This is a genomic window from Bradyrhizobium sp. 142, from assembly GCF_023074015.1.
Classification (GTDB): Bacteria; Pseudomonadota; Alphaproteobacteria; order Rhizobiales; family Xanthobacteraceae; genus Bradyrhizobium.
The window spans coordinates 15,019-32,227 of the sequence record NZ_JADPKQ010000077.1; the positions used below are offsets into that span (position 1 = coordinate 15,019).

10 protein-coding genes and 1 pseudogene are annotated in these 17,209 nt (G+C 58.8%); 7 read left to right on the top strand and 4 right to left on the bottom strand.

Going from position 1 to position 17,209, the window contains the following annotated elements; translation table 11 throughout:
* Positions 1-615: 615 nt before the first annotated feature.
* From glmS to IVA82_RS08595, 4 genes are all read right to left on the bottom strand, one after another.
* On the bottom strand, positions 616-2,442 hold the full coding sequence (gene glmS, locus IVA82_RS08580) for a glutamine--fructose-6-phosphate transaminase (isomerizing) (protein WP_247493243.1): 1,827 nt from the start codon (positions 2,440-2,442) through the stop codon (positions 616-618).
* A 219-nt stretch (positions 2,443-2,661) separates the two neighbouring features.
* On the bottom strand, positions 2,662-3,639 hold the full coding sequence (locus IVA82_RS08585; RefSeq protein WP_276578782.1) for a GDP-L-fucose synthase: 978 nt from the start codon (positions 3,637-3,639) through the stop codon (positions 2,662-2,664).
* On the bottom strand, positions 3,620-4,705 hold the full coding sequence (gmd, locus tag IVA82_RS08590) for a GDP-mannose 4,6-dehydratase (protein ID WP_247493244.1): 1,086 nt from the start codon (positions 4,703-4,705) through the stop codon (positions 3,620-3,622). The genes IVA82_RS08585 and gmd overlap by 20 nt, the downstream gene beginning before the upstream one ends.
* A 997-nt stretch (positions 4,706-5,702) precedes the next feature.
* Positions 5,703-5,888 carry a hypothetical protein gene (locus tag IVA82_RS08595; RefSeq protein WP_247493245.1) on the bottom strand — a complete coding sequence of 62 codons (186 nt, stop codon included), beginning with the start codon at positions 5,886-5,888 and terminating at the stop codon, positions 5,703-5,705.
* Positions 5,889-9,681: 3,793 nt separating this feature from the next.
* Between IVA82_RS08595 and IVA82_RS08600 the strand changes: the two genes are divergently transcribed.
* The 7 genes and pseudogenes from IVA82_RS08600 to IVA82_RS08630 form a co-directional block, all read left to right on the top strand.
* Entirely contained in the window at positions 9,682-10,101 is a 420-nt protein-coding gene (locus IVA82_RS08600; protein WP_247385741.1) for a hypothetical protein, read from the top strand.
* 589 nt (positions 10,102-10,690) lie between these two features.
* Positions 10,691-11,674 carry a biotin synthase BioB gene (gene bioB, locus IVA82_RS08605; RefSeq protein ID WP_247493246.1) on the top strand — a complete coding sequence of 328 codons (984 nt, stop codon included), beginning with the start codon at positions 10,691-10,693 and terminating at the stop codon, positions 11,672-11,674.
* Positions 11,675-11,724: 50 nt separating this feature from the next.
* A complete protein-coding gene (gene panD / locus IVA82_RS08610) occupies positions 11,725-12,078 on the top strand; it encodes an aspartate 1-decarboxylase (protein ID WP_247385745.1) in 354 nt (117 codons plus the stop codon).
* A gap of 86 nt (positions 12,079-12,164) precedes the next feature.
* Complete coding sequence (locus IVA82_RS08615) at positions 12,165-13,319, top strand: 8-amino-7-oxononanoate synthase (protein WP_247493247.1); 1,155 nt, start codon at positions 12,165-12,167, stop codon at positions 13,317-13,319.
* The gene (bioD, locus tag IVA82_RS08620; RefSeq protein WP_247493248.1) at positions 13,316-13,948 is read left to right on the top strand and encodes a dethiobiotin synthase; all 633 of its coding nucleotides are present in this window, start codon (positions 13,316-13,318) and stop codon (positions 13,946-13,948) included. The genes IVA82_RS08615 and bioD overlap by 4 nt, the downstream gene beginning before the upstream one ends.
* Complete coding sequence (locus IVA82_RS08625) at positions 13,945-15,210, top strand: adenosylmethionine--8-amino-7-oxononanoate transaminase (RefSeq protein WP_247385753.1); 1,266 nt, start codon at positions 13,945-13,947, stop codon at positions 15,208-15,210. Before bioD ends, IVA82_RS08625 begins: the two co-directional genes overlap by 4 nt.
* Before the next feature lie 848 nt (positions 15,211-16,058).
* Positions 16,059-16,647: pseudogene (locus IVA82_RS08630) on the top strand (3-methyl-2-oxobutanoate hydroxymethyltransferase); the annotation flags it as partial.
* Between the last annotated feature and the right edge of the window lie 562 nt (positions 16,648-17,209).

The following is a 17,209-nucleotide window of genomic DNA, read 5'->3' on the forward strand; positions in this document are numbered from 1 at the left end:
GCGATTGGGGCCGAGGTGCGTTAGCATCTCACCCGATGTCCAGCGATTTGGCCTCGATATTGCGCAAGTTAACCTGAGGTTTGACGAAAAAGTTTTGGTGAGCGTGCTGGCGATCGAGCCCGTCGGATAGCGCCGATCGCCATGCTCGGCAAGTGCCACGTTGTCCTTCGAAGCGAGGCGCGCCTCGTACTTCGAGGGGCGTTGCGGTCCGAATGCGGTCCAAAACCCGCGCTGAGGGGGAGGAACATAGCGGGCCTCCTCAGCGATAACCGAGCATTCGTTTGGATCAATCGAACAGGTTCATCTGGCTTCCACGCCGTATGAAAAACCTGATGTTCGTCACGAATTATGACCAGGTCCAAGCAATCGGAATGCCGTGATAAGTCATACGCGACTCCTTGCTTGCCGGAGGCAACGCCATGCCAGCCTCGCAACCTGATTGGCCATAGATTTTGCACATGGGTCTCGGCCTCCGTAAGCAAGAGCTATGAAGCGGCACAAACCATGCGGTGGCATCGGGCCAGGAGCCGGGCGGCACATCGTAAATTCGATCTGACCGAGGCTTGTGCGCATTCGGAATCTGACCACGACAATTCCAGGTCGCGTCACCTTGCCTTATTCGACGGTTACCGATTTCGCGAGATTTCGGGGTTGGTCGACGTCCGTGCCCATCAGGATGGCCGTGTGGTAGGCCAGAAGCTGCACCGGAATCGCATAGACAATCGACGTAAATGCCGTACCCATCTCCGGCAGCACAATCGTCGCGAGTGAATCCATGGATACCTCTGCGGCTCCCCGAGCGTCCGTGATCAAGATAATCTTGCCGCCGCGTGCGGCGACCTCCTGCATGTTCGAGATGGTCTTTTCGAACACCCGGTCGCAGGGAGCAATGACGATTACGGGAACGCTCTCGTCGATCAAGGCGATCGGGCCGTGCTTGAGCTCTCCGGCCGCATAGCCCTCGGCGTGAATATAGGAGATCTCCTTCAGCTTCAGTGCCCCCTCCAGGGCCAGCGGAAACGACGTGCCGCGACCAAGATATAACACGTCACGCGATTTGGCGATGTCGCGTGCGAGCTTCTCGATCTGCGGCTCGCTGGCGAGCGCCGCTGTAACTAGCCGCGGAATTTCGATCAGCGCTCGCACGAGATCGACCTCGTCGCTCTCCGGCAATTCACCGCGCGCCTTGCCAGCAGCGACCGCAAGCGCCGCCAGGACGACCAGCTGGCATGTGAACGCCTTGGTCGAGGCAACGCCGATTTCAGGTCCGGCGAGTGTCTGCAACACTGTCCCGCTTTCGCGCGCAATGGTCGAACTCAGTACGTTCACGATCGAGAGGGTATGCAGGCCTTGCGATTTGGCATAGCGGAGCGCGGCCAGCGTATCGGCCGTCTCGCCGGACTGCGAGATGAAGATAGCAAGATCTCCCTTGCGCATCGGCGCCTCACGATACCGAAATTCGGAGGCGACATCGAGCTCGACCGGAATACGAGCCAGCCGCTCGAACCAGTATTTGCCGATATGGCCGGCGTAGCCTGCCGTACCGCAAGCCGTGATCGAGATATGTCCGATCTCGTTGAAGTCGAACGGAAGCTCCTGCGGCAGTGCCACGCTCTCGGTGGCGATATCGACGTAATGCGCCAGCGTCTGCCCGATCACCTCTGGCTGTTCGTGGATTTCCTTCGCCATGAAGTGGCGGTAGTTTGCTTTCTCGACGAGAACCGACGACGCGCCCGATTTCATCACCTCCCGGCGGACAACTGTGCCTTGTGCGTCGTAGACCACGCTGAAGTTGCGGTTGAGCACAGCCCAATCGCCGTCCTCAAGGTAGGTGATCAAGCCGGTAAGGGGCGCGAGCGCGATAGCATCCGATCCGAGATACATTTCGCCTTCGCCATGCCCGATCGCGAGTGGTGAGCCCTTGCGCGCACCGATCATGAGGTCGTGTTGACCCTTGAACAGGATTGCAAGCGCAAACGCGCCGACTAGCCGCGGCAGCGACGCTTTTACTGCCTCCTGCGGCGAGCAGCCATCTTTCAGATAAGAGTCGATGAGATGCGTCACCACCTCGGTGTCCGTTTCAGAGGCGAAACAGGCGCCATGCTGTTTTAGCTCCGTTCGCAGCTCGCGGAAATTCTCGATTATGCCGTTATGGACGACTGCAACATTGTCCGTTGCATGCGGATGAGCATTGTGCTCCGTCGGCTTGCCATGAGTAGCCCAGCGCGTGTGCCCAATCCCGACATGGCCTGAGAGAGGATGGCAGCGAACGCGTGTCTCAAGGTTCCTCAGCTTGCCCTCGGCGCGTCGAAGCTCGATATGGTTTCCTTTGAGCGTTCCGATGCCCGCTGAGTCATAGCCGCGATATTCCAGTCGCTTCAGTGAATCGATGAGACGATCCGCGACCGGACCGCGCCCCAAGATGCCGACAATTCCGCACATTTAATCAGTTTACCTCAAGTTCAAAACAGAGCGTCCCGCAAGGCGCGCCTGACCAATTCGCTCGCTATAGTTATCGGCCAGTCTAGCCGTGCCTGCCCTCTATCGGGCGCGCGGCACCCGGAGGTGCGCGAGCTCCAAGCAACACGTGGAGCCCTGTCGAATTCGCCGGAAGATCCTAAAGCAACTTTCTGGCAATCGCACAATGAGCGCCCTGAGCAGTTAGCAGCTGCATGAGTCTCTCGTTTTGTCCGATGTACCCGATACCGCCAAGAAGGCCTGGTAGGTCTGCCGCATTCCATCTACAAGCCATGTCCTCGCGCGCCAGCCGAGGCGTGCGAGATGGCTGACGTCGAGCAGCTTGCGCGGCGTGCCGTCGGGGCGCGAGGTGTCGAAAGTGATCTCTCCGCCGTAACCGACGACCTCAGCCACGACCCGCGCGAACTCGGCGATTGTGATGTCCTCGCCAGTGCCGATATTGACAAGGTCCGCGCTCGAATAGGTCTTCATCAGGTGCACGCAGGCATCCGCCATGTCGTCGACATAGAGGAACTCGCGCCGTGGCGTGCCGGTGCCCCACACGGCGACACTCTTTGCGCCCGCGACCTTCGCCTCGTGGAAGCGGCGGATCAGCGCGGCAACGACATGGCTCAATTCGGGATGATAATTGTCGCCGGGGCCATAGAGATTGGTCGGCATCACGCTGATGAAGTCGCTGCCATACTGGCTGCGATAGGCTTCCGCCATCTTGATGCCGGCGATCTTAGCGATCGCATAGGGCTCGTTGGTCGGCTCGAGCGGGCCTGATAGCACCGAATCCTCGCGCAGCGGCTGTGGGGCCAGCTTCGGATAGATGCAGGACGAGCCCAAAAACATCAGCTTTTCGGCGCCGTTTTGATGCGCGGCCTGGATCACGTTCGCGGCAATCGCGATGTTGTCGTAGATGAACTCGGCGCGCAGCGTGTCGTTGGCGACGATGCCGCCGACTTTTGCGGCAGCAAGGAAGATCACCTGCGGCCGCGCTTTCGCGAACCAGTCGAACACCGCTGCCTGGTTGCAGAGATCGACCTCGCGCCGGTCCACCGTGACGAGCTGCACGTCCTCCCGCGCGAGCCGGCGCACAATCGCGCTGCCGACCATGCCGCGATGACCTGCGACGTAGACGCTTTTGCCCTTCAGCTCAAACGGTGCGTTTGCCATGGACCGCCTCCCGTTTTGCTTCCGCCAGATCGCTTGCCATCATCTCCTCGACGAGCTGGGCAAAGGTGCGCTTCGGCTTCCAGCCGAGCACCTGATGCGCCTTGCTGGCGTCGCCGACGAGGAGATCGACTTCAGTCGGACGGAAATAGGTCGGGTCGATCTTCACCACCGTCTTGCCGCTCTTGGCATCGATGCCGGTCTCGTCGACGCCGGCGCCGCGCCATTCGATGCGGCGGCCAACCTGCGCAAAGGACAGCTCGACCATCTCGCGCACCGAGCGCGTCTCACCGGTCGCCAGCACGAAGTCGTCGGGCTTGTCGGCCTGGAGGATCATGTGCATGCCCTCGACATAATCCCTGGCATGGCCCCAGTCGCGCTTGGCCGAGAGATTGCCGAGATAGAGCGTCTGTTCGAGCCCGAGCTCGATACGGGCGACGCCGCGCGTGATCTTGCGGGTGACGAAGGTCTCGCCGCGGATCGGGCTCTCATGGTTGAACAGGATGCCGTTACTGGCGAACATGCCGTAGGCTTCGCGGTAGTTCACCGTGATCCAGTAGCCGTAGAGCTTCGCCACGCCATAAGGCGAGCGCGGATAGAACGGCGTGGTCTCCTTCTGCGGGATCTCCTGAACGAGGCCGTAGAGCTCGGAGGTCGAGGCCTGGTAGAACCGGGCCTCCTTCTCCATGCCGAGGATGCGGATCGCCTCGAGCAGCCGCAGTACGCCGATCCCATCGGCATTGGCGGTGTATTCGGGGCTCTCGAAACTGACGGCGACATGGCTCTGGGCGGCGAGATTGTAGATCTCGGTCGGCCGGATCTGCTGCACCAGGCGGATCAGATTGGTCGAATCCGTCATGTCGCCGTAGTGCATCAGGAACGGCACGTCCCCGAGATGTGGGTCCTGGTAGAGATGGTCGACCCGCGCAGTGTTGAACGAGGACGAGCGCCGCTTGATGCCGTGCACGACATAGCCGAGCGACAGCAGATGTTCGGCGAGATAGGCGCCGTCCTGCCCGGTCACGCCGGTGATTAGAGCGACCCGCCGTTTTCTCTCTTGGTTTGACAAATCGTTGCTCTGCGCAGGCTAATGTCGGTCCCCGATCGACGACGTCAATCGCGTCTGGCCTCTTCGAATGCGGAAGCGTCACGCTCTCGAACTGCCGAGTTCTGGACTCTGTATAGGCATTGCGTCAATCGCTCAACTGTACGGAGGTAACCTTCCACATCGAAAGGTTTTGAAGGACTATACGAAAGTTTGTAGTCCGGAAGATTTCGTTCGGCTTCGTCAGGCGTTTCTCTATTGCGTGGGTGCGACTAATGAAATTGCGGCGCGGATGGGAGGTAAGCAGACCCGTTTGGCCGAGAAGCGTTCCACAGTCCCTTCGTGGTCAACTCGCGCGTTGAGCCAGCGAGTTTCCCTCATTTCGTGTCCTTGCCTAAGAGTTTTCCAGTCTTGCTGTTCATCCAGTGCAACCGCGAGCAAGCCGGGCAAACAAAGCATTGAAATTCGTTCTCTGTCGCGCAGTACTTATCATCATCGATCCATTTCTGGACAATCAAGTTGGTGATCTGGCAAGTGAATGCGCGCATATTGACTCTGTGCTGTTTGAGTTCACAGAAAAACGCTGCATGAATGAGGCCAGTGCTATATGGGGCCTCAAGGGGTTTATTTCGACGATCAGTGTGCCCTGCGCCCCCGAAGGACGAATTCAGTAGCGAAAAGCATCTGGCGGTTCATTGCTCGCGAGTGGCCACGGAATCAACAACAATGGTGCGTCTAGCGCGCGGACGATATGGCTCAGAAGGTCAGTCCTCGGTTCGGCGACCATTCCGCCGGGGGTGTTTTCCGCGCTCGCAAGCATGTCTTTGGACCGGCCGTAGTATGACCAGGCAAAGCCCGCATGTGCGTGAATAAGCCGCCTTGAGCACGTGCTGCTGCCGTTAAAACTGGCGGTTTGCTAGTCCCGAGCGCCCCTTCTCTTATCGATGCCCGCGGCAAAGTCCTTCTTGAGCAAGCTTTCTGCAGACACCAGCCTGAGCTGACGGATCAACTGCGTTCTACCTCAATTATCACATTTGATTTGCAGCCCCTCGGCAGAAAGAAGTCGGATGAGCTGCTCGTGGAGGTCGACCCGGGCCTTTAAACCACGTGCCCCCCGCTCGAATGCGCGGAAAGCAGCGTAAGCTTTACCGCCCTCGAAATGGATCGCCGGCTTATCGGGTTCGAACGCGGTGTTGCCCTCAATCAAGGTGCCGAGATCAATCTTCAGTCCCTCGCGGGTATAAACTTCCGCATCATTTCTGTTCCAAGGCGCTCACATGAGCTTCTCAATACTCGTTCGTCGGGTCTTGATGGGCCTCATTGCCTGGATCGGCGTTCGGCCCTGGGGCAATCGTCAGGCCTGCACGTCGAGCAGATCCAGCTCGCGGATCTATCGGCAGCTCTCTTGCCCCCGCGATGACCGCTGCCCATGCCTAGCAATTGCGCGCGCTCGTCTCGGATTACTGTTGGTCATCTAGTCTGCTTTCCTTCAACGACGCTGCGTCCGTCCGACCATGGCATGACGTGCATTCGGGAATGGTGATAAGCGCACCATGATGACAGCTTTTGGCGAGGTCCCATCACAACGGGTTCGCCGCACATATATGCGGTTCCAGGATCGCCATTCTTGAAGCCAACAATGGCCCGGCATTGGCCCTCACAGTGATCGACGAGCAAGACCCTGTTGGATCCATCGGGTCCTCTCACATGTTCGCTCCGGGATAGCGAACCAATCTCGCGGCGGCTGGTTGGGCACTCAGTGCCCGCAAACGTATTTCGAAGCCTCCAAGGCTGGATTGGTCCTTCTTACATGTGGGCGATCTTGTCTTCATACGGGCCGGCGATCTGCGTGGACAGGACAGAAACAGCGTTCTTCGGACTGAGCGCGATCCTCAGCCGCTTTGGCAGAAAATCTCTCATCGCAAGCGATCGGCCTGCTCCGCTAGGAATTCTGAAGCGACCGAACATTGGTGCTCCCTAGCTGTGCACTCTACAATCTGACGCTACGTACGATTCAATCCCCTGCGGGCTTATCCCGTGAATATGTCGAACTCGTATTCGTTCGCCAGGAGCCAGCCGCAAGACGAGCAGGGCGGGAGGCGCTTCACCAAGGCAGTTGGCTTTCGGTATTCGTCGTCTGCGGAACGCCCAGCTCGGGTCCGCTCGAGTGTGCGCGCATAGCTACGCCCAGCTGTGAGGCTGCTCGTCGCTGGCCACGAGTGACCAAGCGAATCAATCTTGAAATGTATGGATAGGAGCTGCCTCGGCGCCGGAATCAATCGTCCATGGCTAGAATGCTCTCTCGAGTCTGTGCGAATTGGCTTTGTCTATCCAGCCGAGCTCTCCCGCTGTCACCATCATAATGGGGCTGCTTCCCGGGAGTTGTCGGTGCCGCGGCGGCTGAGCAGACTAGGAATCGAGATCAATCGGCAGCGCGTTAATCTGGTCAATGAGCCAAACTCCCGTCAAGGCACCCAACAGTGACTTCGCCGTTCTAGATAACTTTGAACTATGGACCTCGAAAGGCGCCGTCAGGTGCAGGCCACGCCGGGTTGATCATCGCGGGTTCGATACTTGTGGGAAGATCTGCCGGGCGTCACGTTGGAAGCCCGCGCCTAAGCGGTACTCAGCCCTGGTCCCGTTGAGAGCGTCGCGGCTCGGGTCCAGATTGGCGCGTTTGCTACAATCGTTGTTGGTATCAAAGAGTTGCTATGGCCACTTCAACTCCAGGTCGGCCGGGGGGAAGACGGCGGTTTTGCAGGCAATCAAATGGCTGTTGCAACGAGCGGCGCAGTTGGCCATGCTCTCTGATGGGCGGGCGGGGCCTCGTAGCGGCGCCGATCGGCGTTCCTCCCATTCATCTTGAGGCGCGAGCGATTGTTAGGCCGGCATTCTCCAGCACATCCAAAATCCTGTCAGCAACCGCCCGCGGATCGCGCTGGTCCTCTATGCTCACGCTACAGGCCAAGGTAGCTGCGATGATCGCGTGCGCTGTTTTGCGCTGGAGGCAATCGTACTCGGCATACTCACCGCAAGTATTGCAGTTGATCACTGGTCGGCCGCTCCAGGGATCGTGCATTGCGATCTCGCACCAGTTATCTGTGTGACATTTCGGACAGAGCATAGATCGAGATTTCCTTGTGGTCTGACCTCGCGCGCTCCATGGCCATCAGTTGAACGACTGCTTGGAAGCCAAAGCTGCAGAAGTTATTGCTACTCCGCAGGCCGTGTTGCCCGTCTTTGGGTACGAAAAACATGATGGAGGCGGCGGCGGAGGCAATCCAGGCCCCCGAAGGGGGCTCCGGCATGAGCGACCAGTCGACGCATCTCTGGCGAGAATGCTGGCAACCGTGTATGCCTACAGCAACCTGTTTCGGCGTGAGCACGCTATTGCCGGTTCGCCGCGGCCGCATCACGGCTACGTAAGATGAGTATGGCCTCCAACTTCCATTCCACTCTGAACTGCGAGGCCCCGATCTCCGGACGGCGACCTCTGCGTGAGCAATCTGTCAAATCGGGCAATCGCCACGCGACGCTGCTGCTGCGATCTTAGAATCCGGTTCTCCTGCAGCCTGGCTTCATCGCGACACGTTGCAATGATTCGCCGAGGCGGCCTCACTGCGGCGTCCGGGACAACGCGGGCGTTCTGCAATCTGGGCGCCAAATGACACACTCGATATTGTGTCGCCCGGAAGCTGTTGTACGGCCAAGCACGCTCGCCAGCTGTAAGAAGACCCTACAATCTGACGCTACGTACGATTCAAGCCCTAATGTCGAGAGTCGCGCATTTCGCGCCCCTCGCCGCGCTTGCTGCGAGCGGCTTGTCGCATCTCAGACATCAACAGAGCGGTCGGCAGATAACGGCAAATGAGGTGCTTTTGCGAAAGCCAACCTACGGGATCTTACGTAGGGCATGTGTCGCATTTTCTTGATCTAAAAATTGCATCGTCTTCCGCATGACGCAAAAAAAGCTGTTCTCAGACGCCAAACATTGGCGAGGCCGTGCTGAAGCGACGCGAAGAAAAGCGGAGTCGCTCGAGGACGACACATCCAGATGCAGGCTCCTCAAGGTCGCTGAGGAATATGATAAACTGGCTCGCCTCGCGGAGGGGCGGCAAAGAAATGAGGTTGACGGGCAGTTCTGATCGCCACCGGAGCGGACGGTTGCACCGATCGTCAACGCCTTGTGACCCCGGCGCGGGTGTCTCTCCGTTGGAGCTCACAGCCCGCTAGGGCTGAACTGCGAAACTGCGTCATGCGGTAAGGCCAATGAGCGAGGCTGCTGAACGAGTGCGGTCCGCGCGTGCGAGCCTCTGACCATGAATCCATTCTGAGCCACGGTGGCCGGCCACATAGATGACGCATTGACGGTGTCTCAGGCGGCAAGCCGGCTAACCGCTAGACATGAGAAGGAATGAGATGAAAGCCCACCGTCAAATCGTCGAATTCAAAGCCTCTCGCTCGATGAACTGGCGAGGCATTGGCGTCGCTTTGCATCATGTGCTGAAGCCAGCGACGTTTGTTTGGGTGACAAAGTAGCCGGTTCGCCGAATCATGCCACGCGAATTGGCTTCCGCCGCCATTTTGGCTGTGAGGCGTTTCAGTCGAATTCTGGCATCTTGCACCAAGCACGGCTAGCTCAACGCCATACGTTGCGGACTTGTTCAGGCGACGAGGCGAGCAGAAGCTCCTGCTGGCACGGCTTGCCAAGACAAGCCATCATAGATGTCTGCGCAGATTGTCTGCATGAAGCCGAGTTCGCAACGACCGCGCGAATGACGAGAAAATTGAAGAGACGATCAGATGTCGAAAGACAAACCCAAGAGAACTCCCCGGTGAACGATGCGGATAGAACCGATGTTCTTCATCCAAGTAGGTTCGGTGCAGATGATCAGCGGTAGCTGGGGCTGCCCATGCCGGGGTGCCAGCCGTTCGATGTACGAGTCGGACAACACGAGTGGTGCCGGATGCAACTCTATCGGCCAAAAGAAGGAGGACGCATGAGGAAGCACAGTGTAGAAAGACTCGAAGCGGGGCGCGTCCGCGAGGGCCGATTCGCCACTGCACCGGGGTCTGGTCCTTCCGGCCTCTTCTTCGTGCAGGGGCCTTGTGGCTGCCAACTCAAGATCGTCGGCTTCGTCCGTCCGGGATGGGAGCATGTCTCTGTGTCGACGCCACGGCGATCTCCAAACTGGGAGGAGATGTGCTTCGCCAAAGATATGTTTTGGGATGAAGAGGAATGCGTGATGCAGCTGCATCCTCCTCATTCGCAGTATGTGAACAATAGTCGCTACTGCCTGCATCTCTGGAGGCCGACCCGTCAGGTCATTCCGATGCCTCCGGCAGCCTTCGTGGGCATCGTCGGGCTCGGGCCGTCTGAAGCGGCAATTCTGTTTGCGCAGATGAGTGCGACCTCTTAGCGGATCTCGCCCAGTCGATGCCAAGTCGGGCGGCGACGACGTGATCGAGAGTCCAGCGGAGTTGCTCACCACAGCCAGGGGCGACGAGCGCAGCGGCGAGCAAGCCTAGGTGGCTACAGACCCGCCAAGGGCGCGCGGGCCGCTACTCTGCGCCCCAGAGCCCAACCCGCTGCGCTTCTGGAGGCGGAGGGAGGCAATGCTCGCAGAGTCGGCTCGTCCGGGCCACATTTATTGTGTGGAATGTGACGCGCATAACCACACCATCGAGGAATCGGCCAGGTGAGCAGATTCGTCGATCCGTTATACACGGCGCGCGGCCAAATAATTTGTATCAGGAGAGGCTCCTACGGGGCGCAACTACCGTACGCATCGGCTAGTTACCTGACTGAGGCGCGTCGAGGGGCGTTGTTGCGCTTGCCTCGGCCCTGCGAGGAAATCCTGCATGAGGGGCCGGCGATTAGCCTGATATGAGCGCCATGCCCGCGCAACTCGGCGATATTTCTCGTCAATACCGGGCAAGAGTGTTGCTTTGCGGAGCTACGCGACGACGGTGTCGTCTGTATGATCGAGCGAAAATCTTGGGGGTGCTGTGGAAGTCGAAGGCAATAGCGGCCGCAACGGCGCGCCGGTCCGCCGCGACTGGGAACGTGCCGAGGCGGAAGGGGTTTACGCGCAGCCATTTGCCGAGCTCCTATTTCAGGCCCAGACCGTTCATCGCGGCAATTTTGACCCAAACCACGTCGAAACCGCAAGCCTGCTCAGCATCAAGACCGGCGGCTGTCCTGAAGATTGCGCCTACTGCGCACAGAGCGTGCATTACGACACTGGCCTGAAGCCGACCCGCTTGATGGATCGCGCTGATGTGGTCGCCGCCGCGCAGCGCGCCAAGGCGGCCGGGGCGAGTCGCTTCTGCATGGCCGCGGCGTGGCGCAGTCCGAAGGACCGCGACCTCGATCAGGTCTGCGACATGATTGCTGCCGTTAAACGTGTTGGCATGGAGACGTGCGTAACGCTCGGCATGCTCACGCCAAAGCAAGCCGCACAGCTCGCCGACGCCGGCCTCGACTTCTACAATCATAACGTGGACACTTCGCCAGAGTTCTACCGCAGCATCATCACTACCCGGACCTTGCAAGATCGGATCGACACTCTTACGCGCGTGCGCGAGGTGGGGGTCAAAGTCTGCTGCGGCGGCATTCTTGGCATGGGTGAGCACGTCGATGACCGTCTCGGCATGCTGGTACTGCTCGCCAATCTTCCCAACCATCCGGAAAGTGTACCGATCAACCTGTGGAACGAGGTGAATGGCGTGCCGGTGAAGGTCACGGCGGAGCGTCCCGATCCGATTGCACTGGTGCGCCTGGTGGCGACTGCGCGGATCATGATGCCCAAGAGCGTCGTACGGTTGGCCGCCGGGCGCCAGTACATGACTGATGAACTCCAAGCCCTATGCTTCTTGGCGGGTGCGAATTCCATCTTTGTCGGCGATATGTTGCTGACTACTAAAAACCCGCAACTTGACCGTGATGCAAGTTTGTTAGCCCGGCTCGGCATTACGTCTGGACTCGCTTAAGCCATCAGAACAACGGCGTGCTGCGCGCAAGCCATCAGCGTAGGTAAGAAATGCAGATTGTCTTAATGAAGGGAAAGATTCATTGCGCCTCGGTAACTGAATCCGACCTGCACTTTGAAGGCTCGATCTCGATTGATCGCGCACTGCTGGACGCGGCCGGTATCCTGATTAACGAACGCGTCGAACTCTACAACCTCGAGACGGGGGCACGCTTTGCAACGTTTGTGACAGAAGCGCCACAAGGGTCCGGCACGGTAGACGTGAACGGTGCGGCGGCGCGACTGGCGATGCCCGGAGATAAGATAAGTATCGTTGCATACGCCTCACTTGACGAGGCGGATGCAAGAATCTTCAGGCCGCGCATTGTGCTGGTTGATCGACAAAATCGCATCGTGCCGGTTTGAATCCAACAAGCTAACCGCCGTAAGACTCTGTCGTTGGCGGCCAGTTGGGAGTTTTGCGGCGTCCATCCTTGCTCAGCGAGTGAAGAATGAATTCCATCGTTGCGGGTAAAGTCGCCAGCTATGCGGCAGACTTAGATGCGCTTAAAGACGACGACCGCCTGCGGAGTCTCAGGCCGCGCACCGGGATTGACTTTTCATCAAACGATTATCTGGCCCTGGCGAGCGCGCCGCGCATGAAAAAAGCCATCGTCACCGCGCTCGAAGCCGGTACTCCGATCGGAGCCGGCGGATCACGGCTTCTGCGCGGCAACTGCGAGGAGCACGAACGCCTCGAAGCAGCAGCGGCGCGGTTCTTCGGCGCGCAGACCGCGCTCTTCTTCGGCGGTGGTTATGTCGCAAATTTTGCGGTGCTGACAACGTTGCCGCAACGGGACGACCTGCTCGTCCTTGATTCCCTGGTTCACGCCAGCATTCACGAAGGAGCACGAGCTGGCCGAGCCGCGTTTCGAATCAGCGCCCATAACGACCCGCAGGTTATCGAAAGCGCAATTTGCGACTGGCGTGCCGCGGGCGGAGCGGGGCGGGTCTGGATCGTAGTCGAGAGCCTCTACAGCATGGATGGCGATTTCGCACCGCTTGAAGACCTGCTCGCGATCGCGGACCGGCACGATGCGTTCTTGGTTGTGGACGAAGCTCATGCCACCGGCGTTTACGGCGAGCAGGGGCGAGGGCTCACAGCGGCCTATGAAGCACGCGAAAATCTCCTGGTTATTCATACCTGCGGCAAGGCGCTGGGAGCTGCCGGCGCGCTTGTCACCGCCTCTGGCGTGCTGCGCGACTTCATAATCAATCGCTGTCGCCCGTTTATCTTCGCGACCGCCCCTTCGCCGTTAATGGCGGTAGCCGTACGGGAGGCTCTGTTGATCCTGCAGGAGGAGCCGGAGCGCCAACAGCGGCTGGCGAAGCTTGTCGCGTTCACGCATCGGGAGATGGTTGCGCGAGGCGAGAGAAGTCCTTCGAACTCGCAGATCCTGCCCTATATCGTTGGCGAGAATGCCCGCGCCATGAGGCTAGCGTCCGCGCTACAGGCTCGCGGATTTGACATCCGAGGAATCAGACCGCCAACGGTGCCGGCCGGCACGGCCCGTTTACGAATTTCAGTGACGCTCAACGTTGGAGAGGATGAGGTGCGTGCGATGCTCGATGCCCTCGCTGAGGAGACGAGGGGCGGATCTCGATGAGTCAGCGGATCGTGGTGACCGGCACAGATACAGGGATCGGCAAAACTGTCTTTTCGGCAGGCCTTGCCCATCTTCTCGGCGCGAATTACTGGAAACCAATTCAGGCCGGTGTTGAAGGAGAGACCGATAGCCAGCAGGTCGCACGACTGAGCGGTCTTCCGGTCGATCGGATCGTTCCGGAGCGTTACCGCCTTAAAACGCGCGCTTCCCCGCATCATGCCGCCGAAATAGACGGAATTCGCATCGACCCCGATTCGCTCGTCCTGCCGCATACGGGGGAGCGACCGCTCGTCATCGAAGGCGCTGGCGGGCTGATGGTGCCGCTGAATTCTAGCGCACTCTACATCGATATCTTCCAGCGGTGGCGACTTCCCGTCGTGCTTTGCGCGGGCACGCTACTCGGGACCATCAATCACTCCCTGCTCTCGATAGAGGCCTTGCGAAAGCGCCAGATCGACATTCTTGGGATCGCATTCATCGGGGAAAGAAATTCTGAAACTGAGAGCGCAATTTGTGACATCGCGCGGGTGCGTTGGTTAGGACGGCTGCCCTGGATTTCTCCTTTGACGGCAGGCAGCCTACGGGATGTCTTCAAAGGCTCGTTTGTTCCCGGCGATTTCAAGCCATGAAGCCAAACAAGAGGTGGCCAATTTGGCATCCATTCACGCAGCATGCTCTTCACAACGAGATGACCAAGGTTGTGCGTGGCGACGGTGCTTATCTCTACACTGCGGATGATCATCGAATCATAGATGCAATCTCATCCTGGTGGGTCGTCACTCACGGCCATTGCCATCCGCAGATCGTGAGCGCGATTCAGGAACAGGCCGGCAAGCTGAACCAAATCATTTTCGCCGGCTACACGCATGATCCGGCCGAGGAGGTCGCTCGGCTCCTTTTGAAACTCACACCCCGAGGCTTGGACCACGTGTTCTACTCGGACAGTGGCTCAGCCAGCGTGGAAGTCGCCTTGAAGATGGCGCTCGGTTATTGGCACAATATAGGCGAACAGCGAACACGCATCGTTGTCATGCAGCACTCCTATCACGGGGACACGTTCGGTGCGATGTCAGTTGGTGCCCGCGGTGTCTTCAACGTGGCGTACGGACCTCTCCTGTTCGACGTGACCTCAATCCCGTTCCCTGCGAGCGGTCGTGAGCGGGCGACGCTTGATGCGCTTGAGTCAGCATGTCGGAACGAAAATCCTGCAGCCTTTATTGTCGAGCCTCTGGTGTTAGGGGCAGGCGGAATGCTGATGTACCCAGCTTGGGTGCTAAGAGAGATGAAGCGGATCTGCGAGGCGTCGGACGTCCTGTTCATTGCCGATGAGGTCATGACGGGCTGGGGCCGCACCGGAACAATCTTCGCCTGTGAGCAGGCCAATGTTGTGCCAGATATAGCGTGCTATTCGAAGGGTCTCACGGGAGGGGCGCTGCCGCTCGCGGTGACACTCTGCCGCGCAGAGATTTTCGATGCCCATTATTCAAAAGACCGTACGCGCACATTCTTTCACTCGAGTTCGTACACGGCAAATCCGGTGGCCTGTGCCGCCGCCAAGGCTAACCTGGATCTGTGGAAAGACCAGGAATGTCACCGGCGCATCGCTGCGGTCGCAACCATGCAGGAGCACGCAATTGAAGCATTCCGCGCCGATCCGCGCTTTGCAAACGTTCGCCGTAGCGGCACCATCACAGCACTCGATCTGAAGACGAGAGATACCGGCTATCTCGCAGGCATCGGCCCGAGGCTTCACGCCTTCTTTAAAGACCGTAATCTCTTGCTGCGTCCACTCGGTAATACGATTTATGTGATGCCGCCATATTGTGTAACAGCAGGTGACCTGGACGAAATATATGCAGGCATCTGTGACGCTGCCGATACGCTGACCTGAAGACGCGCGCGGCAGCGCAAGATCAAGGATCCTGAGCTGTCGTCGGCTTCCCGAACGACTTGAGAGAGCCTTGCCATAGACCTACGAAATGGACGATTGTGACCTCGCATCTGCAATGTGGGTGCTGCCGGCCGGGCGAGATCGCGGGCTTCGCCGGGCCGGTCCACAGTGTCATCGCGCGTTCGGTTTCAGTCCGATCGCGTTATCGCGATTGGTTGCGTGTTCATCTGTGTGGATGCCTGCGCGAAGTTGTTACAAAATCATGCGTCCATTGGTGACGGCCTGTTGCGGAAGTTCCGCCGTTATTTCGATTAGATGAGATTGCCTGGACGGCAGGTCTTATCAAGCCTCTACGGACGCGAAGATGCTGGACACGTCATCCGCATTCCGGAGTTTGCGGCAGCCGTGTTAGCGCTGGTGCATCTTTCCTATTTCCCTCGCCTGGGTCGCGGTCGTTTGCGGAGCCTGCAGTCCGCCGAAGCCGCGGCTTTAAGCGCCATAAGCCCATCCTTGTCAGCAGCGAGATGTAATGGACATGCCGCCTTAAGGGGCCGACAGCGGCTTTGACACGTAGATCGCAGCCTCATAAGCACATCCACTGTCGCCGCTCGCGTGCGTCGTCTCCAGGCCGCCGTTTTTGACGCTCAGAAAGTTCGGATGGTCAGTCCCAGGAACACCGCGCAGAGGACATCTTGAAAGATCTTATTTGCTGACCGCCCAATCATTGGAAACTTTGTGCTTCCGACTTCTCAGTGACGCGCTTTTTCGGGCTCCCTATTGACAGATACCTTTCGCTCTTCCAAGGGAAAGGCCATTTCCAGAGACATGCGGGGCCGGATCAGATCGACATGAGCCACACTTTGCAGCTGTCGGTTGAACGCGTCACGATTCCAGTTCTGCAACGACGCAAGGAGGAAAGGCGCGCCATCGTCATGACCACGGCTTATGATGCGGTAACGGCACGTATCGCCGATCCTGTCGTGTCGGGGCAACGTATGCCTTGGGTTTGATGACCACTTTACCGGTCAGCATGGCGATGATGAATCACCACCTGGACGTGGTCGCGCGAACAAGGCCTCGCGCCCTGCTTGTAGCTGACATGCCGTTTCTCAGCTTTCATCTCAGTCCCGACGACACGATACGCAACGCTGGAGGCGTCCTGCAGCGTGGCGCAGACGCCGTCAAACTTGAGGGAGGGGTAAGCGTGTCGAGATGATCCGAGCCTTGGTGAATTGCGAAATTCCCGTGATGGGTACATCTTGGTCTCACGCCACAAAGCGTCAACGCGATGGGTGGCTTCAAGGTACAAGTCGGAACGCGGACGATGCCCTACGTCTGCTTCACGATGCACACCAGCTACAGCAGGCCGGATGCTTTGTTCTTGTCCTAGAAGGCAACCCGGCCGAGCTCGCTGCGCGAGCGACTGAATCTCTGAGCACAACAGGCTCGCGATGAGCAATCGCATCGCCATTTCATCGAACAAGAACGGCTTGTTCGTTGCCGAGGGCCTTTTACTTCGGGCAGCTGCGGGCCGAGACGGAGATTCGAACGACTGGCGTCTCGGGTTCAGTACGGCACTCGAAGAAACATCCCGCCGAGTGTGATTGGATTAGGTTCGATCGCCAGATCTGGGTCGAAACCCGGCGGCTAGACGACTGGTGCAGCGAAGCTAATCTCATGCCAGTCGAACTTATTTGGACGGACGCAATGGGCTGAGTTCGCCGGTGGCATACAAACCCTGAGCAATACACGCTTCGATGGGGTTGCTCTTATGCCGATCACCGGCTCGACCGGCGGCACGCCGTCGCCGCCGGATCTGGGTTCGAACGCTATTCCCGCGGCGTCACAAGTCGATGCTATCGCCATACCCTGCCGTACTCAAACAATCAAATGCATGCTCCTAGTATCTCGTCACAGTGATTATGACTCTTTGGGAGTGGCGGGATAGGAGCCTGCCATTTTGGCGCGGGCCTTGTCTGTTGTGAACATCCATTTGATG